24 protein-coding genes are annotated in these 23,996 nt (G+C 45.1%); 10 read left to right on the forward strand and 14 right to left on the reverse strand.

Annotated elements, in window-relative coordinates; genetic code table 11:
* Positions 1–27 precede the first annotated feature (27 nt).
* The 3 genes from R7P67_RS11510 to R7P67_RS11520 all read right to left on the reverse strand — a co-directional run bounded on the left by R7P67_RS11510 (position 28) and on the right by R7P67_RS11520 (position 3,542).
* Positions 28–1,002: an ornithine cyclodeaminase family protein gene (locus R7P67_RS11510; protein WP_005377853.1), complete on the reverse strand. Its 975-nt coding sequence runs from the start codon at positions 1,000–1,002 to the stop codon at positions 28–30.
* An 86-nt stretch (positions 1,003–1,088) separates the two neighbouring features.
* Complete coding sequence (locus R7P67_RS11515) at positions 1,089–2,162, reverse strand: polyamine ABC transporter substrate-binding protein (protein ID WP_017820893.1); 1,074 nt, start codon at positions 2,160–2,162, stop codon at positions 1,089–1,091.
* A 123-nt stretch (positions 2,163–2,285) separates the two neighbouring features.
* Positions 2,286–3,542, reverse strand: coding sequence for an NAD(P)/FAD-dependent oxidoreductase (locus R7P67_RS11520; RefSeq protein ID WP_213911014.1), 1,257 nt, complete (start codon positions 3,540–3,542; stop codon positions 2,286–2,288).
* A gap of 109 nt (positions 3,543–3,651) precedes the next feature.
* On the opposite strand from R7P67_RS11520, the gene R7P67_RS11525 reads away from it, so the two are divergent.
* The 6 genes from R7P67_RS11525 to R7P67_RS11550 all read left to right on the forward strand — a co-directional run bounded on the left by R7P67_RS11525 (position 3,652) and on the right by R7P67_RS11550 (position 10,180).
* The gene (locus R7P67_RS11525) at positions 3,652–4,653 is read left to right on the forward strand and encodes a 4-hydroxyproline epimerase (RefSeq protein WP_017820891.1); all 1,002 of its coding nucleotides are present in this window, start codon (positions 3,652–3,654) and stop codon (positions 4,651–4,653) included.
* Between the two features lie 21 nt (positions 4,654–4,674).
* The gene (locus tag R7P67_RS11530; protein WP_262652594.1) at positions 4,675–6,207 is read left to right on the forward strand and encodes an aldehyde dehydrogenase (NADP(+)); all 1,533 of its coding nucleotides are present in this window, start codon (positions 4,675–4,677) and stop codon (positions 6,205–6,207) included.
* A 152-nt stretch (positions 6,208–6,359) separates the two neighbouring features.
* Complete coding sequence (locus R7P67_RS11535; protein ID WP_005377862.1) at positions 6,360–7,034, forward strand: GntR family transcriptional regulator; 675 nt, start codon at positions 6,360–6,362, stop codon at positions 7,032–7,034.
* A gap of 30 nt (positions 7,035–7,064) precedes the next feature.
* The gene (locus R7P67_RS11540) at positions 7,065–7,829 is read left to right on the forward strand and encodes a hypothetical protein (RefSeq protein WP_005377865.1); all 765 of its coding nucleotides are present in this window, start codon (positions 7,065–7,067) and stop codon (positions 7,827–7,829) included.
* A 364-nt stretch (positions 7,830–8,193) separates the two neighbouring features.
* Positions 8,194–9,789, forward strand: coding sequence for a S41 family peptidase (locus R7P67_RS11545; protein ID WP_042521927.1), 1,596 nt, complete (start codon positions 8,194–8,196; stop codon positions 9,787–9,789).
* Between the two features lie 70 nt (positions 9,790–9,859).
* Complete coding sequence (locus R7P67_RS11550; protein ID WP_137281910.1) at positions 9,860–10,180, forward strand: hypothetical protein; 321 nt, start codon at positions 9,860–9,862, stop codon at positions 10,178–10,180.
* A gap of 71 nt (positions 10,181–10,251) precedes the next feature.
* On the opposite strand, the gene rlmF is transcribed toward R7P67_RS11550, so the two are convergent.
* Together rlmF and R7P67_RS11560 are read right to left on the reverse strand one after the other, a co-directional pair.
* Positions 10,252–11,379, reverse strand: coding sequence for a 23S rRNA (adenine(1618)-N(6))-methyltransferase RlmF (rlmF, locus tag R7P67_RS11555; RefSeq protein WP_262652487.1), 1,128 nt, complete (start codon positions 11,377–11,379; stop codon positions 10,252–10,254).
* Positions 11,366–11,881 carry a M48 family metallopeptidase gene (locus R7P67_RS11560; RefSeq protein ID WP_005377870.1) on the reverse strand — a complete coding sequence of 172 codons (516 nt, stop codon included), beginning with the start codon at positions 11,879–11,881 and terminating at the stop codon, positions 11,366–11,368. Before R7P67_RS11560 ends, rlmF begins: the two co-directional genes overlap by 14 nt.
* A 138-nt stretch (positions 11,882–12,019) precedes the next feature.
* On the opposite strand from R7P67_RS11560, the gene R7P67_RS11565 reads away from it, so the two are divergent.
* The gene (locus R7P67_RS11565) at positions 12,020–12,250 is read left to right on the forward strand and encodes a glutaredoxin family protein (protein WP_262643194.1); all 231 of its coding nucleotides are present in this window, start codon (positions 12,020–12,022) and stop codon (positions 12,248–12,250) included.
* Between the two features lie 27 nt (positions 12,251–12,277).
* Here R7P67_RS11565 and R7P67_RS11570 read toward each other — a convergent pair whose 3' ends face one another.
* On the reverse strand, positions 12,278–13,147 hold the full coding sequence (locus tag R7P67_RS11570) for a LysR family transcriptional regulator (protein WP_005389786.1): 870 nt from the start codon (positions 13,145–13,147) through the stop codon (positions 12,278–12,280).
* A 106-nt stretch (positions 13,148–13,253) separates the two neighbouring features.
* Between R7P67_RS11570 and R7P67_RS11575 the strand changes: the two genes are divergently transcribed.
* The 3 genes from R7P67_RS11575 to R7P67_RS11585 all read left to right on the forward strand — a co-directional run bounded on the left by R7P67_RS11575 (position 13,254) and on the right by R7P67_RS11585 (position 15,823).
* Positions 13,254–14,477 (forward strand): MFS transporter, encoded by a 1,224-nt coding sequence (locus tag R7P67_RS11575; RefSeq protein WP_006741641.1) that lies wholly within the window; start codon positions 13,254–13,256, stop codon positions 14,475–14,477.
* A gap of 88 nt (positions 14,478–14,565) precedes the next feature.
* The gene (locus tag R7P67_RS11580; RefSeq protein WP_130546033.1) at positions 14,566–15,138 is read left to right on the forward strand and encodes a DUF1415 domain-containing protein; all 573 of its coding nucleotides are present in this window, start codon (positions 14,566–14,568) and stop codon (positions 15,136–15,138) included.
* 109 nt (positions 15,139–15,247) lie between these two features.
* Positions 15,248–15,823 (forward strand): nucleoside triphosphate pyrophosphohydrolase family protein, encoded by a 576-nt coding sequence (locus R7P67_RS11585; RefSeq protein ID WP_262652488.1) that lies wholly within the window; start codon positions 15,248–15,250, stop codon positions 15,821–15,823.
* Positions 15,824–15,891: 68 nt separating this feature from the next.
* Here R7P67_RS11585 and btuD read toward each other — a convergent pair whose 3' ends face one another.
* The 8 genes from btuD to cobT form a co-directional block, all read right to left on the reverse strand.
* Positions 15,892–16,659 carry a vitamin B12 ABC transporter ATP-binding protein BtuD gene (gene btuD, locus R7P67_RS11590; protein ID WP_262652489.1) on the reverse strand — a complete coding sequence of 256 codons (768 nt, stop codon included), beginning with the start codon at positions 16,657–16,659 and terminating at the stop codon, positions 15,892–15,894.
* Positions 16,646–17,641, reverse strand: a complete 996-nt coding sequence (gene btuC, locus R7P67_RS11595) for a vitamin B12 ABC transporter permease BtuC (RefSeq protein WP_053306934.1) — start codon at positions 17,639–17,641, stop codon at positions 16,646–16,648. Before btuC ends, btuD begins: the two co-directional genes overlap by 14 nt.
* Positions 17,642–17,723: 82 nt before the next feature.
* Complete coding sequence (locus tag R7P67_RS11600; RefSeq protein WP_017820882.1) at positions 17,724–18,752, reverse strand: succinylglutamate desuccinylase; 1,029 nt, start codon at positions 18,750–18,752, stop codon at positions 17,724–17,726.
* 274 nt (positions 18,753–19,026) lie between these two features.
* Positions 19,027–20,823: a M3 family oligoendopeptidase gene (locus tag R7P67_RS11605; RefSeq protein WP_130546029.1), complete on the reverse strand. Its 1,797-nt coding sequence runs from the start codon at positions 20,821–20,823 to the stop codon at positions 19,027–19,029.
* Between the two features lie 128 nt (positions 20,824–20,951).
* On the reverse strand, positions 20,952–21,566 hold the full coding sequence (cobC, locus tag R7P67_RS11610) for an alpha-ribazole phosphatase family protein (RefSeq protein WP_154204658.1): 615 nt from the start codon (positions 21,564–21,566) through the stop codon (positions 20,952–20,954).
* An 11-nt stretch (positions 21,567–21,577) separates the two neighbouring features.
* Positions 21,578–22,111 (reverse strand): bifunctional adenosylcobinamide kinase/adenosylcobinamide-phosphate guanylyltransferase, encoded by a 534-nt coding sequence (gene cobU / locus R7P67_RS11615; protein ID WP_042521941.1) that lies wholly within the window; start codon positions 22,109–22,111, stop codon positions 21,578–21,580.
* Positions 22,108–22,884 (reverse strand): adenosylcobinamide-GDP ribazoletransferase, encoded by a 777-nt coding sequence (locus tag R7P67_RS11620; protein ID WP_054574173.1) that lies wholly within the window; start codon positions 22,882–22,884, stop codon positions 22,108–22,110. Before R7P67_RS11620 ends, cobU begins: the two co-directional genes overlap by 4 nt.
* Before the next feature lie 29 nt (positions 22,885–22,913).
* Entirely contained in the window at positions 22,914–23,957 is a 1,044-nt protein-coding gene (gene cobT, locus R7P67_RS11625) for a nicotinate-nucleotide--dimethylbenzimidazole phosphoribosyltransferase (protein ID WP_005377883.1), read from the reverse strand.
* Positions 23,958–23,996: the final 39 nt, after the last annotated feature.

Genomic DNA, 23,996 nt, shown 5'->3' on the forward strand with positions numbered 1-23,996 from the left:
GCAATTTAAATGAACGAGCGAAAATGCTCAGACATGGCTATCTATGCCATTTTCTAACAACACCGCCTTTACAGCGGCCAAATCAGCCAAAGCACTGCCAACTGATTTGTATAAAGTAATGACCTCATCGTTTTGACGTCCTGAGATTTGTTGGGCGCAAAGCTGCGGTAATTCCCCTTTGATATCGTCTGACGTGAATACGCCCTCTTGAATTGGAATGAGAAGATCGCCCGCTTCGGCTAATACATTAATACGGCTATCAACATACACCTGTGCTCGTTGCACTGCTTCGGAGTCACATTCACGCTTGTCCAAGTCATGATTACCGACCAAATCAATATGGGTGCCCGGCTGCACGTCTGCGCCATTAAACAAAGGCTCTGCTGATGCAGTAATACAGCTGATGATGTCAACGTGTTTGATAACGTGGTCCACTTTTTCTACGACTGAAACGCGAAACCGACGCTCATCAGGAAGCGACTGATACTCTGAAGATGACACAATGGCATCTACCGTCGCCTCGGCTTTATCTGAGTTACGCCCCCAAATATAAACCTGCTTAAGTGGGCGAACCGCAGCGTATGCCCACGCAAAATAAGGCGCAAGATTGCCCGTTCCGCAGATCAACAGACGATCAGCATCGGGACGCGCCAAATAGTCCGCTGCCAACGCAGAAGCTGCGGCGGTGCGCCAAAACGTTAAAACTTTACCGTCCACGAGTGCGAGCGGCTCACCATCGTTTCGTCTAAAAACAAGCAGCTTAGATGCAAGCGTATCTTTGCCTTGCTCAGGGTTATGCGGGAAATACGTAAAGGCTTTCACCGCAATCAACTCCTGGTTCCAAGCTGGAAGTAGCGCAAACGCCTCGTATTCTCCCTCTTCTAAGGGCATGACTCGGCGTTGAGGTATTGTTGCTGGCCGCGAGTACATTTCACGCATCGTTTCAATAAGAGACTTCATTGTTAAACATTGCGCGACTTGCTGTGCTTCGATGACTTTCATCATTTCTCCGAAAACATAAATACAGTTGAGGAAAGTACGGAACCTCGCTTATGGATGAAAACTCGACCCCATACACAAATTAACGCCTAGTTAAGCAGCCAGGTATTGAACTCTTCATTGAGTTCATCCGCGTAGTCTGACCACCATTCATCGTTAATCAGGAAGGCGGTTTGGAAGTTTTGAGGTGCGGTAGGAAGGTTCGCTAAAATGTCTGGGTTCACCTCCGCCGAAGACGACTTACGCGTAGGCCCATAGGCAACGTACTTAGCTTGATCAGCTAATGGTTTTGTTCCTGAAGAAAAAGCAATGAAGTCCAATGCAAGCTTTGTGTTCTCACTCCCTTTAGGTATCGCCCATCCATTCATGTAACCCATTTGACGGTCCCATATAATCCGAAATGGTTGACCTTCATCCTTACGGGCATTGTGGATTCGGCCGTTAAACGCCGAGGCGATCACCACTTCTTTGTCTGCAAGCATTTGAGGTGGCTGGGCACCTGTTGTCCACCACAGTACTTCTGATTTGATCGTATCCAACTTAGCAAAAGCACGCTCACGCCCCGCTTCGGTTTCGAGCAGGCTGTAGACCTCTTCTGGCTTTACACCATCAGCCAATAGTGCCCACTCAAGATTGCCCTGAGGTTGTTTTTGCAATGCACGTCGACCTGGAAAAGTTTTTAGGTCAAAAAGATCGGTCAACTTGCTTGGCAAAGCCTTACCTTTAAACGCGTCTTCGTTCACCGCTAATACAGTGGACACTACGATGGTATTGATTGCGCACTCGTGAATCGCACCATCAATAAAATCCTCTTGTGCTGGTGTTCCATCTGCGCCCGGAGGCAAAATACTTGGGTTCACTGGTTCTAGTAACCCTTCGGCGCAACCACGAACAATGTCTGGCTTGTCGAGAGAAACCAAATCCCAGCGCACGTTGTTCGCTTCCACCTGTGCTTTAATTTCAGCTAATCCGCCGCTGAAATCCTCGGATACGATCTCAACACCTGTTTTTTTAATGAAAGGCTTATGATATGCCTCCACTTGGCTCTTGGTGAATGCACCACCCCAAGATACGACCGTCAATTTGTCTTCAGCATAAGCAGAGGCCCCCAACAGCATTCCTGAAATCAACAGCGCCAATGGTGCTTTGGTCATTCGTGACATGTTTTACTCCTTTTGGTTGTTTTTCTGGAGGCATCCGAGTACGGCTGTTGGACACCATTTTTGTTAAAATTAAGTTAACATTAGCATTTAATATATTTTATACAATATTTAATATTAAATTTTTCAGGCGAATCGTTGTAATGAAAAAGGTGATAGATCAATCGATGTCGGCTTTCCTTCGATAAGCTCTAAAAGGAGATCTGCCGTAATCGCCGCTTGAGTTAATCCAAGGTGTTGGTGGCCAAATGCCAGTAATACATTTCCATCCCAAATGCTATCAATAACCGGTAACGAGTCGACTGTTGAAGGCCGATTACCCATCCACTTTTCTCCTTGCTTGAGTGGATTTAACTCCGATTCAAACATCTCATCACCTAACTGAAAAAGCATTTCTGAACGTTTCATATTGGGTGGTGATTCTACATCGGCATACTCAACAGTGCCTGCCAAGCGTAGCCCGCCAGACATCGGAGTCATGATGAATTTTCTATCTGCAGAGCTAATAGGAAATGGCAGTACATCACGCTTGTCATCCACCATTAGGTGATAACCACGCTCGGCTTGAATAGGCACTTTGACTCCGGTTAGCTGCCGTATCAAAGGCTTAGAATGTACACCAGCAGCAACAATGATTCGGTCAAATGAATACGTTTGAGACTCAACCAGCACCTCGCCATTTTTCGCCAACGCAGATACATCTTTTTGTAAAACCTTACCGCCAATAACTTCAAAAGCTTCACTTAGCTCAACACAGAGCTGATAGGGGTCTAGCGTATGACCTGTATCGGGAAAAAAGACGCCGACACGAACCTTATGGCTGAGATCAGGTATCCGCTCTCGAATCTCCTCTTGTGTCCAAACTTGATACGCCACACCGTTTTTAGCCAGTGAGTTAAGCGTGCTTTGATAATTCTGAAACAGTTTCTCGTTTTCAAAAGTGAGCAATGAACCATTCATTTTTATTAGATGCGCTTTTCCGATTGAATCAAGCACGCCACGCCAACTTGCCACTGACCGCTCGTTAAGACTCTTAATCGCGTTTTTTGCCCGCTCCGCGGCTGATGGCTTGGTTTGTAATAGAAAACGAATCATCCACCCGATTGTGTTTGGAATATCTTGCCAACGGATCGAAACCGGACTTTTGGGATCTAGCAGCATTTTAGGTAATTGTGGAAGCAGCGCTGGCGTTGCAAGAGGGAAGATTTGCTCAGTCGCGATATGGCCTGCATTTCCCTTAGAGCATCCATTCCCCACGCCATTGGGATCAAAAATCGTGACTTGATAACCTTGCTGCTGCAATTTCAAGCCAATTGATAAGCCAATAATCCCCGCACCTATCACAGCGATCCTTTCCTTTTTAGTTTCATCCTTGACCAACATAAATATGCTCCGAGTCACACTTGAAAACGTAGATTGTATACAATATATTTTACATTACGTTAACATCACTATTGTTTAATTCAACCATTTTTTCAGCAAGGAGCGAAAAATGAGACAAGGAACTTTTTTCTGTATTGATGCCCACACCTGCGGCAACCCAGTTAGGCTGGTAGCAGGCGGTGTGCCTCCACTCGAAGGCAATACCATGAGCGAAAAGCGCCAATACTTTCTTGAGCATTATGATTGGATTCGTCAGGCACTCATGTTTGAGCCTCGCGGACACTCAATGATGTCGGGGTCAGTTGTCTTGCCTCCTTGCAGCGATAACGCAGACGCTTCAATTCTGTTTATTGAAACCAGTGGCTGCTTACCAATGTGTGGCCACGGCACCATTGGAACCGTCACTACCGCTATCGAGAATCGCCTTATCACTCCCAAAAAAGAAGGCCGTTTGATACTTGATGTCCCAGCAGGACAAATCGAAGTGCACTACCAAACAAAAGGTGACAAGGTCACGTCAGTGAGGATATTTAACGTACCAGCTTACCTTGCCCACCAAGACGTAACCGTGGACATAGAGGGCTTAGGTGAGCTCACTGTCGATGTTGCTTATGGCGGAAACTATTACGTAATCGTCGATCCTCAAGAAAACTATGCCGGACTTGAACACTACTCTCCAGATGAAATTTTGATGCTTTCACCAAAAGTTCGCGAAGCGGTATCTCGAGCGGTTGAGTGCGTACATCCAGAAGATCCAACAGTATGCGGTGTTTCTCACGTGCTATGGACCGGAGAGCCCACTCAAGAAAACGCCACCGCTCGAAATGCTGTGTTTTACGGCGACAAAGCGTTGGATCGCTCGCCATGTGGTACGGGTACTAGTGCACGCATGGCGCAATGGCATGCAAGAGGCAAACTCAATCAAGGAGAAGACTTTATTCACGAAAGTATCATCGGCAGCCTATTTCAAGGACGTATAGAAGGCATTACCGAAGTGAATGGCAAAGCCGCTATTTTGCCAAGTATTGAAGGATGGGCACAAGTATACGGTCACAACACAATATGGGTAGACGATGAAGACCCATATGCGTACGGATTTGAAGTGAAGTAATAAGGATAGTAAGGAAGAATGATGAACCCACAAGAACCAACCACTTTTTACGCAGTCAACGCCTTTACTGGTGAGCCTCTACCTATTGCGTTTCCGGTACATGGAGAGCAAGAAGTTAATCAAGCCGCCTCAGCCGCCCAAAACGTTGCGCGTGAGTTTCGCCAACTAAGCAATGCAAAGCGAGCGAGCTTACTTTGCTCTATCGCCTCTGAATTGGAAGTGAAGAGTGAAGAAATCGTTGCTCGTGCTCATTTAGAAACTGCCCTTCCCGAAGCACGTTTAAGCGGTGAAATAGGACGTACCGCGAACCAATTAAGACTATTTGCCGAGGTTGTGAGATCGGGTAATCACCATCAAGCAATTTTCGATACGCCAAACCCAGACCGTCAACCACTGCCGAAACCAGATATTCGTCGTCAGCAAATCGCAATTGGCCCTGTCGCCGTGTTTGGTGCGTCTAATTTTCCGCTCGCATTTTCTACGGCAGGTGGTGATACGGCTTCGGCACTGGCAGCTGGCTGTCCTGTGATTGTAAAAGGCCATACCGCCCACCCTGGCACCAGTCAACTTGTTGCAGAGTGTATTGAGGCTGCACTTGAGAAAGAGTGCTTACCGCAAGCCATCTTCACGCTATTGCAAGGCAACAAACGCGCACTTGGCCAAGCACTCGTTACCCATCCAAAAATTAAAGGGGTTGGGTTTACAGGTTCCGTCGGTGGTGGCCGTGCGCTGTTCAATCTAGCTCAGCAAAGACCAGAGCCAATCCCCTTCTATGGTGAACTAGGGGCGATTAATCCAACATTTATTCTCCCTTCAGCCATACGAGCAAACGCCTCATTGGCTGAAGAGTTTGTGGCTTCTATGACTTTGGGCTGTGGACAATTTTGTACAAAACCAGGCGTTGTATTTGTCTTGAATAGCCCAGAAACGCAAGCCTTTATCGAAATCGCTCAAGGGTTAATTCGACAACAATCAACGGCCACTTTGCTAACGCAAGGAATCCGAGAAACGTATGAATCCGAAGTGGATAAGCGAGCTTCCGAAACAGGCATTAACGTAACTCGTTCTGAACAAGCAGAAGTGACCAATGTCGCACCAGCACTGTTCGTGACGGACAGTAAAAACTGGCGTAAAAACCCGCAATGGGAAGAAGAAATATTCGGTCCTCAATCGTTGATCGTAATCTGTGAAGATTTCGATGACATGTTGAAACTGAGTGATTCACTGACTGGCTCGCTCACCGCAACCCTTCACGCTACCGCTGAAGACGAAGAACAAGCCAAGCAACTGCTTCCAAGTTTGGAAGAAATCGCCGGACGCCTTGTATTCAACGGTTGGCCAACTGGCGTCGAGGTTGGTTACGCTATGGTTCATGGTGGACCCTATCCGGCTTCAACCAATTCTGCCTCAACATCTGTCGGGGCAGAGGCTATTCATCGTTGGTTGCGTCCCGTCGCTTATCAAGCTTTACCAGAATCTTTATTGCCGGATTCATTAAAAGCGTCGAACCCACTGGGTATTCAACGCGCCATAGATGGCAGTGTGTCCCAATAAAATCACCAAATGGCTCAAAAAGGCATCAACTGATGCCTTTTATTTCACTCTACTTCTCAAAACCTTCTTTCCTAGTTGGTTTGTGCCAGAAAAACAATAAACTACTAAAGTAAAATGGATTGGATACAATATTAATTTCACGGGAGACTTCAATGTCACAGAAACCTGTTTTTAAAACGCGTACTCAGCTCGTTGAGGAAGCAATTCGAACTCAGATCTTGAAGGGCGAGTTAAAAACTGGTCAACCTTTACGTCAAGATGCGTTAGCAAAAGAGTTTAATGTTAGCCGAATTCCTGTGCGTGAAGCGTTAGTTCAATTGGAAGCACAAGGACTCGTTAGCTTTGAACCTCACAAAGGTGCGACGGTCACTGAGCTATCTCCAGAGAAAATCAATGAGCTATTTGAACTGCGCGCTGTCGTGGAATGCCACATTTTAGAGCGCGCGATTCAAAATATGACAGACGCTGACCTTGAACGCGCGCGCGAAGTTCGCGAACGTTTCGAGTCAGTAGTGAACAGTGGCGACGAAGTAGAAGAATGGAGCAACTACAACTACGAGTTCCACAAAGCCCTATATGCGCCAGCCAACATGCCTGAAACTATGGACGTCATTTACAACCTGAACACAAAGTGTGACCGATACATACGCATGCAGCTATTGTTTACTACAGGCATTAAAAAGGCAGAAGAAGAGCACTTAAGCTTGTTTGAAATGTGCCAAAATCGCGATATCGAAGGCGCCAAGTACCTACTGAAAAAGCACATTCTAGAAGCAGGCACAGCGATTCGAAACCTGCTGCTTGAAAGGCAAAATATCAGCCAGTAAACGGAATAACGAATAAGGTGATATTCAAGGATGAATGTTGGACCAAAGTTTTTACTTGCAGCGCTACGACAAAAGATTAAAGAAGAAGGGCTTTGCTACAATTCCTTGTCAGAGAAAAGTGGCATCCCTTTATCTAGTATTAAACGCCACCTACATAATCCAGCTTTAGGTTTGGATAAAGTACTTATTTATCTGAACTACCTGAATACCGATCTCATCGAACTCGCAACCTTAGCCAACGAGCTTCAGCACCAAAACGAGCAAATGCTAACAGATGAAGAGAGCGCCCTTTTCGTTGAGCATCCTTATTTACTTGATTTTATTTATATGCTGACTTCTCGTGATATTAAACCGCAAGAGATAGCCCAAACTTACGGACTTTCTGATACAAGCTTACGATTCTATTTGCGTATCGCGGAAATTCTAGGATATGTCGAAAACTTCGGAGACGGCTTGTTTTACCGTTCTGGTCGTCGATTTATTATGGAAGAAGGTACGGCATTAGACACCTTATTCAAAGAGCGATTTCAACAAGATTCGCTTTCTCATGATATCAACCCAGGCGTATGTATAGGTCGCATTAGGCTCACCGAAGAGCAGAAAGTGCAAATAGAGGACGAGCTTTGTAATAAATTAGCGAAACTTAACGCAGTTAACACTTCCAACAATGAAGGTGAACTAACAAATATATTAATGCGCTGCACTCCCGGTGCTCAGATATTTTTCGCTGATGATTTACCTAACATTGACGGAAGCTTATTAAAGCACGTCGCTCAACTCACTAAATTAAGTTAAAGCATCAGATAAATAAATCAAACACCCCCGAGATAACATCATATATCCCTACCAAACTATTGATTCAAAGCGTTTCCTGAATCTAATTCTGATTTTTTATTTAGCAAGCGTCGCTTAGTCAACTAAGAACTTGTCTTAATTTCACACTTATTAATTGTCTTGTTAGCTCTTTTGAAATAGACAGAAAACTTAAGTAATGACTAATTTAGCTTAAGTATAAAAGACAACTTTTTACGTTATTTACCTCACACTATTTAACTATAAATTTGCAGACGAACAAATTAAATTAATACATTCACCTAGCTAATAAAAACAAAAGCAAAACACATAATTATAATTCTATTATTTATAAGGACATAGAAAAGTGAAATTTAAGTATTCTTTAGCAACGGCAGTCACTCTCGCATTATTACAAGGCTGTGGCGGTGGTGGCGGTGATAGCTCATCACCTACTCCGTCCACTAGCAGTGCAAACGGTCCAACGTGGAAAGTTCATGATTTTAGCCAACCGTCGAAAACGTTTATCAACCAATGTGAAACGCCCCGCGTCGGACTGGACCCATATGACAACTATGCCGCCTATCCAGATAAATTGGGCTCTGCATTACACGAAAAACTCTTTTTAAGAGCTTTTACTAACGAAACGTATCTATGGTATGACGAGGTTCCTGATAATAATCCAGCAAACTACAAAACTGTTACTGATTACTTCAATACGCTGGTCACCTCTGCTACTACCGCGACGGGTAAACCAAAAGATCGCTTCCATTTTACCGTCCCTTATGAGGATGATATGAAATCATCGCAATCCGGTTTAGTTGCTGGATTTGGTTTTAACTGGGCATTCCTACGTGGCGTACAACCTCGAGACGTTCGTATTTCCTACACTGAAGAAGCCTCGCCAGCTGATAGAAGCGGCATTGCTCGTGGTGATAAGCTTCTGAAAATCAATAATATTGATGTGGTTAACACCGGTAGTCAGTCCGACATTGATTTTATTAATAAAACGCTCTTTAACCCTGACATCAATCAAGATTACACCTTCACATTTGAGAGTGTTGGCGGTCTAGAGAAAACCGTGACGCTTACCGCCTCTGATGTCATGACCTCTCCAGTTAAAAATGCCAAAGTGATTACACAAAATGGTATGCGGATCGGCTATCTGCAATACAACTCCTTTGAACCAAGCGCTCAAGCCCCGCTTATTGAGGCGTTCAGTACGCTCTCAGCAGAGAATGTTGACGAGATCGTCGTTGATTTACGTTACAACGGCGGTGGCTTAGTCCTTCAGTCCTCGCAAGTAGGCTACATGCTAAGCGGTGCTGGTCAGAACCGAGTCTTCAGTGAGTTGATTCATAATGACAAAGTGATGCGTACCATTAAAGATGGGGATAACATCTATCGCTTTACGAATCTAGCAATAGACTGGGCAGCACAGAAATATTCGGATCAAGTGCTTCCGACACTGAACAAAAAGCGCGTATATGTGCTGACTTCAGGAGGCACGGCTTCCTCAAGTGAACTGCTAATCAACGCTTTGCGCGGCATTGATGTGGAGGTTATCCAAATAGGTTCAACAACCACAGGTAAACCGTACGGGTTCTCACCAGAACAAAACTGCGGCACTATGTACTACACTATTCAGTTCAAGTCGGCGAACGAGAAAAAATTTGGCGACTTCGCTGATGGTTTTATTCCTACTCCAAAGAGCCAAATCAATACCGAGCTAGGCTTAGACAATAGAGTGGAAGGTTGCTGGGTCAATGACGACCTAACAAAACCATTGGGCGATCCGTCTGAAGGTATGCTTTCTGCGGCACTAAACTACATGGAAACTGGAACCTGTCCGCCAGTATCCCCTTCAAGTTTCAACGCCATGCCGCGTAACATTTCATCTCCGGAGTTAAGCGATCTTCGCTCTCCGCTACGAACAGAGGCAATTCATGTTGAGATCAACTAACTTTTTACGAATGCTGATTCGGGTTGCGCTTTTCTTAGGCACTTCGATTTCTTTGATAGGATGCCAAGCTATGTCACAAGAACCCGTTGAAGCATTGAGTAAAAAGAACTCTCCGGAAACAGTCATAGAGATTCAAAACGCGATCGCAGAAATCCAAGGGACACCAGCACCTAGAGTCGCAAATAACGTATTTGAATCCTCACCGCATTTGTTGATTGAAAAAGGACGAGTAAAAGGGAACAACAATCAACTGTTGGATGGCAGCTATACGGATCTTCCAGACCAATATACGTTGCAGATCAGAGGTGAAACCTGTGGCTTGTACTATGCCAAAACAGATACTTTTGTCTCTCTCAGTTCACTAGATTGTGAGCCCATCATTAAGTTTTAGATCTCCCAAAATAGAAGCCCGCTGATATCAGCGGGCTTTCTACTTTATTGCTCAGTGTGAAACGGTCAACGTCACTTTAGTTCAATCCATGCTTTGCGCTGTTGTTTATCCATGTATGACCAAGCTACAAAGCGGCTCACTTTCTGCCCTTGACTCATTTCAACCACACGAACGGCTTTCACACCCAATTTTTCAAGCTGCTTACGCATCGGGCGAACGTTGTCTTTTTTGGATATGAGTGTTGTAAACCACAAGACCTGCGCGGCAAAAGCTTGGCTTTCATTCGCCATTTTTCGGATAAACGCCGCTTCTCCACCTTCACACCACAATTCAGCGTTTTGACCGCCAAAATTCAACGCCGGCTTACTTGTCTTTACTTGTGTGGTTTGAGGTTTTAGTCCTTTCTTACGCTGGTTTGCTTTTAGATTATCGATTTTACGCTGGCTGCCCATAGCGGCATCTTCCGCCGAACGGTGGAATGGCGGATTACATGTCGTCACATCATAACGATCATTCGGTTGAATGATACCTAGATAAATATTGGCATCATTGTGTTGCTGTACCAGTGCAATTTTTCCCGTCAAAGCACGATTGTGCTCTACGATCGTTTGAGCCGATTGGATGGATTTTGGATCGACATCGCTGCCCGTATAGTGCCAACCGTATTTTGTTACACCAACAATCGGATAAATACAGTTTGCTCCCACGCCAATGTCCAACGCTTTCACTTTTTGGTGCGCGTACTGACCTTTTACTTCACCATCAAGTAGTTCTGCCACTCGGTGAATGTAATCAGCGCGGCCCGGAATCGGTGGGCAAAGGTAGGTGTCGGGAATGTCCCAGAACTCGATACCATAATACGCAGCAAGCAATGCTTTATTGAGCATTTTAACAGCATTAGGATCAGAGAAGTTTATGGAGTCTTCCCCTTTCGGATTTTTGATAACGAATGGCTTTAACTGTGGTTCACTTTCCACGAGTTTTTTAAAATCGTAACGACCTCGATGAACATTACGCTCATGCAAACCATTCTTCGCTATTTTTATGAACTCGACTTCGCTCTTTCCTGCAGGCTGCGAGGATTTGCGCGCAACTTTGTCTTTAACACGCTTCGGCTTGGCTTTATTCGCGTCTTTATTCTGACCCGCCATTGAAGTCTTTGGCTTTGCTTGCTTCGCGTTGTGATTATTGTTCTTCATTCAAATTCGCTTTTAAATCGAGGTAAATCATAAACAAACGAGCATCAAATTCGAGTTGGTGATACTCAGGCTCCATATAGCAACATAGCTGATAGAACGCCTTGTCGTGGTTTTTCTCACGAGTATGCGCCAACTCATGTACCACCAGCATTCTTAATAGTGGCTCGGGCGCATCCTTAAATACATTGGCAATGCGAATCTCGTTTTTCGACTTCAGCTTACCGCCATGGTTTCTACTGATTACACTGTGCAAACCAAGCGCGTTGTTTACCGCGTGAATTTTCTTATCGTAGACGACTTTACTGATTGGCGCGGCTTTCTTCATGTAGCGGTTTTTGATTGCCATGGCGTACTCATAGAGCGCCCTTTCGCTTTTGATTTGGTGCCTATCGGGATAACGTTTTTCGAACCAAGGAACAAACTTGCCACTCGCTATCAATGAGCTCACCTGCTCTACGATGTTTTGTGGGTAGCCTTGAATGTATCGAAGTGACGGATGCATAGAGTTAACGTCTGTTATGACAAAATAAAGGCGCTCAATATACCTGAGATAAAGGACAGTTTCACCTTAGCTTTCGCCTTTCATTTATGACGAAAGGCCGTTAAACTTCGCCTCCCAATGATAATGGAGAGAAATTCAATGAAACGTGTCGTTCTTTACGTCAAAGACAAATGCCCTCACTGCAAAGATGCTCAAAGTTATCTGGATTCGAAAAATATTAACTATCGTTTGTGCAATGCTAAGATGCAACGCGGTCGCAAAGAACTTGATGCGCTTGGTGCTCGTTCAGTGCCTGTTTTAAAAATTGGTGATCGGGTAATGATTGGCTGGAACCCAAAGAACTTCGAGAAGATGTACAAAGGCGACTAGTGCTCGGACGATGAATCTGCGCTGCATTTAAACGTAGCGCTTGATAAAGTCGATAAACGTTCGATCTGCTATTGATAAGTACCCCTGCTTGCGCCAAGCAAGTGCCAGATCCAGCGTAACGGGTGGTTCAAACGGTAGGCCAACAACGCCCGACTCATGTTGAGTCACCAATTCCAGTAACGCGGTAATCGCAAACTCTTGTTTCACAATACTCAAAATCAAAGGCAGTAAGTTGGTCTCGAATGATGACTTCATGGTAAACCCATGCTCCTCACTCACCTGATCCAAAAATTCGCGGTGAAAATAGCCATGCTGAAACATAACCAAATCGTGTTCAAAGAACTCATCAAAAGTAAGAGCGTGTCGCTGGGCTAACTCATGCTCAGGTGAAACAACTGCGACCATTTGGCTAGTAAACAAATGGTCAGTTTCTAGGTCATCAGGCACGTTATCACAACTGATCACACCGATATCGAGTTGACCATTGAGCAGCATACGACGAATCGATTGAGTCCCAGCTTCGACCAAGGTCAATTTTAACTCAGGGAATTGGCTTTTAAACGCCATCACAATTCGTGGAAAGAAATAACTGCCCATCATTGATGGCGTCCCTAGTCTTACTTCGCCTTTCGCTAAACCTTTCAACTCATCAATCGCGAGCTGCGCGTCGTGCAACTGTTGAATCACCCGCTTAGCATGCACAAATAACGTTTCGCCCTCTTTCGTTAAGCTGATTTTTTTATCATCACGGCGAAATAGGGTAACGCCCAAAGACTGCTCAAACTTTTTGATAGAAATGCTTAATGCGGGCTGGGCAATATGCAGGGCTTTCGCCGCATGGGTAATGTTTCCGTGTTCAGCGACCGCCAGAAAATGTTTAAGTTGTTTCGATTCCATTAGATCAAAAATATATGGTGTCCATATTTTTAATATATTTTTTTAATTTATAACGAACTGATAGATTGATCACAGTCTCTCCATTTGCTCACATTAGGCAGGATTCATGGTCAGTTTTGGCACACCGGAATACAAACGCATTACGCTCTCGCTAGCGCTTGGTTCCTTCTTGGTTTTTTCAAATTTATACCTACTACAGCCAATGCTGCCCACTTTTGCCCAAATTTTCACGATCTCAGAAACGCAAGTGAACTGGTTATTTGCGGCCTCAACACTCGCTCTCTCTTTTAGCCTCGTTCCAATGGCTGTGTTGTCAGAATCAGTGGGACGAAAGCCAGTCATGATGGCTGGTCTGTTTTCGATTCCTACCCTTTCCGCTTTGATGCTGTTTGGTGACTCATTTCTGTTTTTGGTGGTATGTCGAGCACTGATCGGTGTCGCGCTCGCAGCTTTTGCTGCGGTCGCCGTGGCTTACATGGCAGAAGAACTCGACAAGCACGCCTTCTCGATGGCAATTGGAACGTACATTGCGGCTAACTCATTAGGCGGCATTGCAGGGCGTATTAGCGGCGGCTTATTGGCGGACAATTTCAGTGTTGATGTCGCCATTGAAGTTATGATGGTGTTCACTCTTCTTGGTGTCATTGGCGTTCACTATTTATTGCCAACACAGCGCAACTTCACCCCGTCATCAAGCAGCTTGCGCCATCAAAATCGTGCGCTTATTGGTCATTTTAAAAACCAACGCGTGTGGTTCGCGATGCTGATAGGAGGACTCAACTTTGCTTTGTTCGTCAACCTTTACTCCGTAATGGGGTTCCGTCTGGTGAGTGAACCTCACAATGTGCCCGTCGGGTTGGCCTCACTGATCTTTATTTGTTACTTGGGAGGAACTTTCTCCTCTCGTTGCGCAGGCCACTGGAGTAAACGTTATTCATCAATCCTCGGCATGTTCTTGGGCGCGATAGTGAGCATGACGGGGATGTGGATTGCGGCGGTTGAAAGCTTGACTGCAATGCTATTTGGGTTGTTGCTGATTAGTTTTGGTGCCTTCTTTACTCATACCCTCGCCTACGGTTGGGTCGGTCAGAATGCCACTCGCGCCAAAGCCACCGCGACTGCGCTCTACTTAGTACACTACTATGTAGGCGGTAGTTTGGGAGGATTCTTACTTCTTTATTGTTGGCAACATGGTGGTTGGTCGAGTGTTCTTATGGGGGGAAGCGCAGTCTACCTAGCAATGTTTGCTGCAATTGCGTATTTGAAACACATTGCCGAAAGAAAGCACACTGACCAAACACCTGACGCGGCGAGTTTAAAGAGTAGCTAAGGTACGCTCATTTACGTAATACCTCTCTGGTTACTTGGATAACCAACTCTGTTATGCTTGCGCTACTTTAATAAAACCAGAAAGTCGTATGTCAACGCGTTCAACACAAAACACAGATATCGAAGCGATCACTCAACAGGTCAACCAATGGCTCAACGATGTGGTAATCGGGCTCAACCTTTGTCCGTTTGCTGCCAAGCCGCAACGTAATAAACAAATCAAAATCTTTGTTAGTGAAGCGACTCAAGAAGAAACGCTTCTTGAAGATATTTTATTGCAACTGATTGAGCTGAGTAACACAGAGCCCGAACAACTTGAGACCACGTTGGTTGTGGTTCCCAACATGCTACAAGATTTCTGGGACTACAACTTTTGCATAGATTGGGTTGAAGGATTAATTAAGCAGCAAAACTGGGAAGGTATTTTCCAAGTAGCGACTTTCCATCCTGATTACTGTTTTGGCGGCGCAAGGCCTGAAGACGACGAAAACCTGACCAATCGTTCTCCTTACCCGATCTTCCATTTGATTCGCGAAGAGAGTATGGAAAAGGTACTAAAACACTATCCTGATCCTGAATCCATTCCCGATACAAACATCGCTCGTGTTTCCTCCCTTTCAGAGGAAGAACGTAAAAAGCTGTTCCCTTACCTATTTCGTTAAGCACCACCATTCCCAAAGGCAGATTTATCACCAGTTAGATGCAATGCCCTTGGGGTTCAAAGTGCGGTTTGGTATCATTGCCGCTTCAATCGATTCAATGGAAATTAGAATGCAACTGTCAAAGCTAACCCAAGAGATTTTTGATCACTTATACCGTGATATCACCGAGTTCCGTAGTACGTTCGACTTACCAGTCGCAGACGCTGCAAGCCTTGATACGCAAGCAGACACACTACACACCTCTTTGGCGATCGAAGAGCTAACAGAGCTAGCAGAAGCAGATTGTAAAACTGAGCAAGCAGATGCCATCGTAGACAGCGTGTATGTATTAATGGGCCGTCTCGTTCATCTTGGCCACAGCAAAGTAGAAGACAACCTGACGATCAGCTACTTAATCGATCTTCTATTAAACGTTGCAGTAAACCGTGGTATTGAATTTATTCCTTGCTGGGATGAAGTGCACTCAAGCAACATGAGCAAAGTATGCCGTAACGAGCAAGAGTACTCAGAAACAGAGGCATTCTACGCGGAACAAGGCATCAAGTTGATGGCGGTGCAGAAAGGTGAATACATCATCGCGAAATGCGCCGAAGATTTCGTATCGGAAGGTAAAACCATTCGCAAAGGCAAAGTACTCAAATCTGTTTACTACCGCCCAGCAGATCTAAAACCGTTAACTCAATAAGCGTTGAGTTTGGCTATCTCGATTAAAAAAACGACCTCAAGTAGGTCGTTTTTTATTGTCCCTAAATACTAATCAAAGATTAAATAAGGTTGCTCATCTACAATGACCTTTTTGACTTGAGTATTGAACACTTCCCCGAGAGCTTCTTCCGTTAGCACAGTATCGGCACTTCCTGATGAGTGCAGCACACCGTTGTTAAGCAGCAATACTTTATCTGCGTGCTTTAATGTGCGATTGAGATCGTGATTAGCAACCAATACTCCAATTCCCTGCGCCGCCATAGCGCTAATCAATTGATAGAGCAGACCCTCTTGCGCAATATCTAACGGTGCTGCTGGCTCATCCAAAATTAAAAACTGCGAAAAAGGATTAATGGTACGCCACACCTGCAAACATACACCTGCTAATCGGACACGCTGCCACTCACCACCGGATAATGTTTGAATACTGCGATGAAGCTTATCTTGCAGTTGTACTAGCTCCACCACCATATTGACGGCATCACGCACTTTGATATCCGCAATCTCAGCGCCACTCGGCAGAGATAGTGCTAGATACTGAAAAACATCGACATTAAATGCAGGGCGTGATTGCTGACACAAATAACCTCGCACATGAGCTTGCTCTGACAACGGTAAAGTAAGCAAGTTTTTGTCGCCAACGTACACTGCACCACTCATACCCTCTCGGTGACTTAACGTACCAGAAATCGCAGCCAATAAAGTACTCTTACCGGAACCATTAGGCCCAACGATATGTACGATTTCGCCAGCTTTGCATTCAAAAGAAAGAGGCAATAATCGACTACCAACCGACATATGTTTAACGTGCATCATGACTCTTCACCAGCATCCAGATGAAAATAGGTGCGCCAATCGATGTTGTCATGACACCTAAAGGTAACTCTGCGGAGTCCAATAACAGTCTTGCGCCGATGTCAGCAAATACAAGCAACGCAGCACCAGATATTGCAGAAAGTGGCAATAAATAACGGTTTTCCGTACCAAAAGCCAAACGCAACAAGTGCGGCACCACCAAACCAACAAAACTGATGATGCCACCCAAAGCGACTGAACTACCCACCAAAACAGAAATGGCGAGGATCAATTTCCAACGCATTTGATGCACATCGACACCCAATTGGGTCGCATGAATCTCACCCAGCATCAATTTATCAAGCGACTTGCCTTTACAACATAACCAGGTAAGCACCGGTAACATCACCAAAGTAACGGTATGTTGATACCAACTTGCACCGCCAATACTGCCCATTAACCAATACATCAGTTGGCGTAAACTGAGATCATCACTAAAGTAAAATGCCCAGGTCACAATCGCGCTCGATAAAATACCCAATGCGACCCCAACCAAAAGCAATCGAGCCGTCGTCAGGTGCATTGCCCTTGCTATCGCCACCAAAACAAACGTGAATACCATCGAGCCTGCAATCGCTGCCAACATAAAAACAATCGGGGTAGGAAGAACAGGTGACGCGAACATGATTAAGACCATTGCTAAGCTTGCGCCACCAGAGATACCAAGCACGCCAGGTTCAGCCAACACGTTCCCAAGCAACACTTGTAACGTCGCGCCAGATACCGCTAACGCAGCACCAATAATTGCCGCAGACACTAACCTCGGTAAACGCAAGTCCACCAATAACTTCTGTTCAAATGCAGATAAGGATTGAAAAGGAGAAAGGAAAATTTCTCCGACCATCAAGTGAATGGCAGAGAGTACAGCGAGCACGATCGACATAACCATCAGGTTACGTTGCCAGCGTCGTTCCTTGTTCAAGATAAGTTGTTGAAAATCCATAGCGGCCGATAAAAACAAACGAGGCTTAACCTTACAGTTAAGCCTCGGTAAATTGCAATTAACTTCTCAAAGCAATGTTGGATTAATCGTAAACCAACTCACCCTCTTCAAAACGGGTTTTCACTTCACAAACCATCAGAGCTGCACGTTGACCTATTGCGACGTGGCGGTTCGGGAAGACAATCGCTTCGTTTTCATTCTTCGCCATTAATGGTTTGTCGCCATCATGACCAAACACTTCGCCGTGAACAAATGAGGTGAAGTTTTCAACATTGTCGTCGAACATAAAGTCAAAGTCTTCGTTCAAACGAACGATTGTGCGACTTACGCGATACTTAATGCATGGTTTTGGTAGGTGTTCTGGCTTCGTTTCCGCAATCAAATTACGTAAAGACAAATCAAACGCGGTCAGTTTATCGAGGTCATTTTCACCGATACGAGCCACACGGCCAAGCTCCATTGTGAGAGCCTGCGCACCAAAATTCTCGGCACTGTACCAGCTAAACGTGCTCGATGGTGAGTTTGACAGGAGCACTGCTTCAATGTGTGCACTGTCCAAGAAATCGATCAATGCCTTGCTGCGCACAGGATGACGAGTCTTAGGACTTACTGCAAACGTATAGTGCTTCGAGCCTCTAATCGCGCAGTGTAAATCAAGGTGCCAGCGTGTTGTCGGGTCGGTATCCTGATAAAAATCTCGAACAAGCAGCTTAAGCGTATCGGCGATAACAAGCTCTTTTGTCTGTTTGTGTTCTTTTTCGTCAAACAGACGGTTGAGATTTTCTTCGAGGAATCGCGTGTGCGCCAGAGTGGATTCTGGGTGAGCGATAATGAACAGACAACGGGTATCGACCGTCTGGAACCCAGATTCTATGTCTTGAATAATGGAATCCACCAGCTCCATCGGTGCGGTTTCATCTCCGTGAACCCCACAAGAGATGATGATGTTCTTCGTATCCTGAGTATAATTCGCAGGGATTACTTCTAATACACCACGCTGATAGAGTTTAAGTTTTACACCGCTAGAAAGCACCTGCTCCGCTGGTGCAACATCAATATGAACATCTAACGTGTCAGTTAAAAACGATTGGCGAAAGAGAGACTTCGTCATGCGTTACTCCTTAATAGCACGGCGGATATGTTAATAAATTGTACAAAGGATTTTTGTTGCTGCGATCTCACTTATGAGTAGAAATCACTATTTCCCTCGAAAATCCGATGCCTTTTCGCGCCAGGCACTCAAATCAAGCATTGAGGCGTTTAATTTTCAAACAATTACAAAGTGTTAGGGCTGTGAACTTTACCACAGCCCTGATTAAGATCATTATGATTTGATCAAATTTTTGTAGCTATAAAGCAGATTATGCATCAACACTGCGAAAAACTTAGCCGCGCTGTGCGAGCAAACGCTCAAACTCATCGACTTTTTCACGCACTAGCTCAACACTCTGCTGCCAAAACGTTGGCTGGGTTAAATCCATCGACAGATGCTTTTCGACGACATCTTCCGCCATCATGCAGCCTGTATCGCGCAGCAAATTGATGTAATCGGTGTAAAACGCTTCGCCTTTGGTTTCTCGCTGTGCATAGATACCCTTGCTAAACAAGAAACCAAATAGGTATGGGTAGTTATAAAAGCTCACGCTATCAATAGAAAAGTGCAGCTTGCTTGCCCAGAAGTACGGATCCGGTTCGCTCATTACGTCGCCATACCATTCTTTCCAAGTTTCTGACATCAACTCACAGAATTCATCTGCGGTTAACTCTCCATCCTGGCGGCGTTCATAGAACGATTTTTCAAACTCGTAGCGAACCGGAATGTTGATCATTAAAGCTAGCGCAGATGACAACTCTTCCCACAACATCTCGAGCTTTTCATCAACGCTCTCAGCTTTCGAAATCAAATGATCACGAACGATGTTTTCTGCAAAGATAGAGGCGGTTTCTGCTAACGTCATTGGGTAGTAAGTTTGGCAAAGTGGCAAATCACGAATAACCCAGTTATGGAACGCATGGCCAAGTTCATGTGCCAGAGTCATAAGGTCTGAACGGCTGCCACTCCAAGTCATAAACACAAGTGGTGTTCGCGTTGCTGGCAGTTTGGTGCAGTATGCACCAAGACGCTTGTTAGCATTTGGCGCGGCATCAATCCAACCATTTTGTACCATCAAACGGACAAATTCCGACATCTCAGGGTTTACTGTTTCAAATGCTTCACAAATAACATCAATCGCTTCATCAAAGTCGTAAACCTTCGCTTCACCGCTCAAAGCAGGCATAGCCGCCAGATGATTCCAAGGTTTCATCTCATCCAGACCATGTACTTGCGCCATCAATAAACCTGCTTTCTGACCAATAGCTCGACTGTCTTTGGCTACTGTCATCATCGCATTTAAAGTTTCAGCTTGGATTCGGCTACCATGCAAACTCGGCTCTAGGAAGTGAACTTCACGCTTCGTAGAACGCTTTTTGTTTTCAGTTAAGCGCCATCCTGCTAACGCATTCAAAATCGCAGCGAATGATTCTTGGTGCGTTTGCATTGCATCTTGTACGCCTCGCCACGCGGCTTCTTGACGCTCGAATTCAGAACCATAAAGAATGCTTGCCGCTTGAGAAAACCCAAGCTCTTCACTATTACCATCTGTGTACTCAAGCTTCACTTTCAATGAGCCAGTCAGGTTATCGTATAGGTTACCCCAAGCCGATTTGCCATCCACACTCATCGCAGCCAGTAACTGTTCTTCTGCGTTGCTAAGACGAGTATCCGCCAACTTTCTAGAATTCAAGATAGAAAAAGCTTGCCCACTGATATCAGGATTCTCATGGTCTAACACGCGCAAGATAAACTCTTCGTCGGCATGCGTTAGTGTCAAATCAAAGGGACTGAACGCTTGGGAAAGCTCCGAAAAGATGCGGGTCATTTTACCAAGTAACGATTTCGCTTCGGCGTTTGTTGCATCAACAGAAGCATAACAACTCGCAAAATTTGCAACTGTGCCCGCTAAACGACTCGCGGCTTCATTGGTTAAAATCGCATTTTGCATGATCTCTACGTTGCCACAATCTGCTGATTGTTTATTCAAAAGATCAATACATTGTTCCACAAGAGCAATATCGTCTTGAATTCGTGGGTCAGAAAGGTCGTTATAAACGATGGACAAATCCCAACTCGGCGTTGTCATTTCTATATTTCCTTTTTATGTAACTGAGTCAATTTTCGCTTCCTGCACCTAGCAGATGGGCTTCCACTGACATCTTCCGTGACTATGCCCGTAAGCAATATCGTTCTGGGCATTTTAATATTTATAAATTAACGAGTTAAAAGAGGTACGCCAATCGAACGCACCGAGGCGTAAATTTGCTCATCTATGGTAATTGTTACATGCGTGACAGAAGCGTTTCCTATCGACAACGTCGAATACCACTTTGGGTTACGCCAATCTAACTCCAATACATGAGCAAGAATCATACGAATGACGCCACCATGCGTGACGATAAGTAGATTGTCATTGATATCGTTGATGATTTGAGACCAAACGCGACATATGCGCTCAGAAAATGTGCTTAAGCTCTCAGCATTCGGCAACGTATGTTGTGCTGGCGATTGCCAAAAAGCATCTAGCTTTTTCCACTGCTCAGTGAGCATATCAAAAGGCATACCATCAAAATCACCAAATGCCATCTCTTGTAAAGATTCATCCGTCATTACTGGTAATAATTGCTGTTCAGCAATGATGTTTGCCAGTTCTTGACAGCGTGAAAGTGGAGAAGAAATTATTCCACCCACACCTCGTCCACTCTCAGCCCAAGCCCGAGCAATACTCTCTTGATCAGCAGGCGTAACTTTTACATCTGTTTGGCCATGGAGTCCTGGTAGAGCGTCTACTTTTCCATGACGCACAAGATAGATATTGAGTGTTTTCATTTTGTTCCATCCTACTCTTTAAGAACCAACGGCAAACCAGCAGCAACAAAGGTAACACGATGGCAAACACTGGCTAGTTTTTGATTCATCCGTCCAGCATTATCCACAAAATAACGACTAACCGCCCCCAAAGGTACAATGCCCATTCCAACCTCGTTAGAGACGAATATTAACGTCGCATCTGAGCCACGTACCACCTGTATAAGCTTTTCAATTTCTGCTTCTAGCTTCTCATTGGAACATTCATCACCTAACTCAAATATCCAATTGTTGAGCCACAAGGTTAAACAGTCGATCAATACAACATCGGTGATAGCGAAATTTGTCAGTAACTCAGATAAATGAAGGGGGCATTCATGCTCTTGCCACTCGCCCCCGCGTTGCTTTTGATGATGCGCTATTCGCTCTCGCATTTCTTGGTCAAATGGCAGCGCGGTTGCAACATAGTGTAATGCTCGCTGAGAAGCGACCGATAATTGCTTAGCTGTTTTTTCTGCCAAATGCGACTTCCCAGAGCGCGCGCCACCGAGTATCAATTGCTTCATGAGGAGTGATACAACCCAATCATAGTGAGATAAATAAGCAGTTCCGACAACTGTTGCGCTGCGCCAAGGCAATCCCCCGTAAAGCCGCCAATTCTCTTGGTTAACCAACGTTTGAACATCAAACGAAATACCACGAGAACAAGCGATATCAAGATCGCATCCGCGATACCAAGTACAAGCAATGTTACGCCACCAGTAAACAACAAAATGGAGACTTCTAGAGAAGACTGGCGACTTGCTAGCGGTTTACTTTTCGACGTATCACTGTCACTGACATAAGGCATGTCATAAATAAGCGTCGCTGCTAGTGCTCGGCTTGCGGTGTAAGCGACGACAATGACCAACCAAAAGTGCGGCAAGTTAGCTAGTTCACTCCAAAAAACATACTTAGCCAATAACGCCATAATGAGAGTGGCGGCACCATAAGTGCCAATACGACTGTCTTTCATAATAGAGAGGCGTCGCTCTACGGTCATGCCACCGCCAATGCCATCCGCCATATCGGTCAAGCCGTCTTCGTGAAAAGCCCCAGTTAACAATAAGCTAAACACCATCGTTAATACTATGGCAACCGACTCTGGGAAAAAAATTGAGGTGAGCGAGAATACTAAAGCGCAAAGTGCTCCAAGCACGAGACCAACTAACGCAAAGTAACGGCCTGCCTGATTCATGCGTTCTTCACTGTAAGGCAACGCTTGGGGCACGGGTAAGCGGCTAAAAAAACTGGTAGCTAATAGAAATAACTCCCACTGGTATCTTAACGATGACGGCATGACTTTCTCAGAATTATCAGGGACTGACACTAAACTGTAACTCCTGCACTCTCGAAGCTCGCCATTTTGTTGTAAAACTGGGCAGCAGCTTTTAACAAGGGTAAGGCAAGAGCGGCTCCTGTTCCCTCCCCTAGCCGTAAACCAAGGTCGAGCAGAGGTTCTGCTTTTAGATGTTCCAATACAAATTTATGTCCATTTTCTTCAGAGCGATGGGCAAACAACATGTATTCACGCGTTTCTTCATCTAGCAACGTCGCAATATAAGCCGCTACCGATACGATAAACCCATCCACTAAAACTGGAGTTTTAAGCCGCTTGGCTTCTAAAAAAGCGCCCACCATTTGTACGATTTCAAAGCCCCCAACCTGTGCGAGAATCGCTTTGGTATCAAGACCTCGACATCGGTTTACCCCCTGTGCTACCAGTTTATATTTGCGGCTCAACTGCTGTTGATTGATTCCGGTGCCAACGCCAACACAATAATCAATATCTAATGAGCTCAGCGCCGATAACAGTGCTGAGGCCGAACTGGTATTACCGATGCCCATCTCGCCGAACATTAAGAGGTTTGAACCATGCAAAATGGTATGCTCAGCAATCTTCGCACCATATTCTAAACCTAACGCCACTTGTTCTGGGGACATCGCGGATTGTTTAGAAAAATTAGCCGTACCGTTACCCAACCGTTGTTCAACCAAGTTGGGATGGGATTTAAATTCTGGAACCAGCACATCAATAGGAGCCAACATGCCGCAATCTATTACTTTGAGTTGAATGCCATTAATGTCGCAAAAACAGTTGATGGCTGCGCCGCCAGCGAGAAAGTTAGCCACCATTTGCTGAGTGACTTCGCTTGGCGCAATGCTCACACCCTCCTCTGCAACGCCGTGATCTCCAGCAAATACCAGCATGCTTGGTTTGCAGATAGCGATGGAATCAACTGGCTGAGGTTTATTCTGACTTTGAATAAGAGCTAACTGCAGTGCCACCTTTTCCAATAAGCCTAAAGAACCGACGGGTTTGGTTTTGTTATCTATGCGTGCTTGTATCTCCGCAGCAAAAGAGTCATCCATTTTTTACGTTCCTTTGATGTTGTCTGGGTGAGAGGTGTT

This window comes from Vibrio sp. Vb0937 (assembly GCF_033338855.1).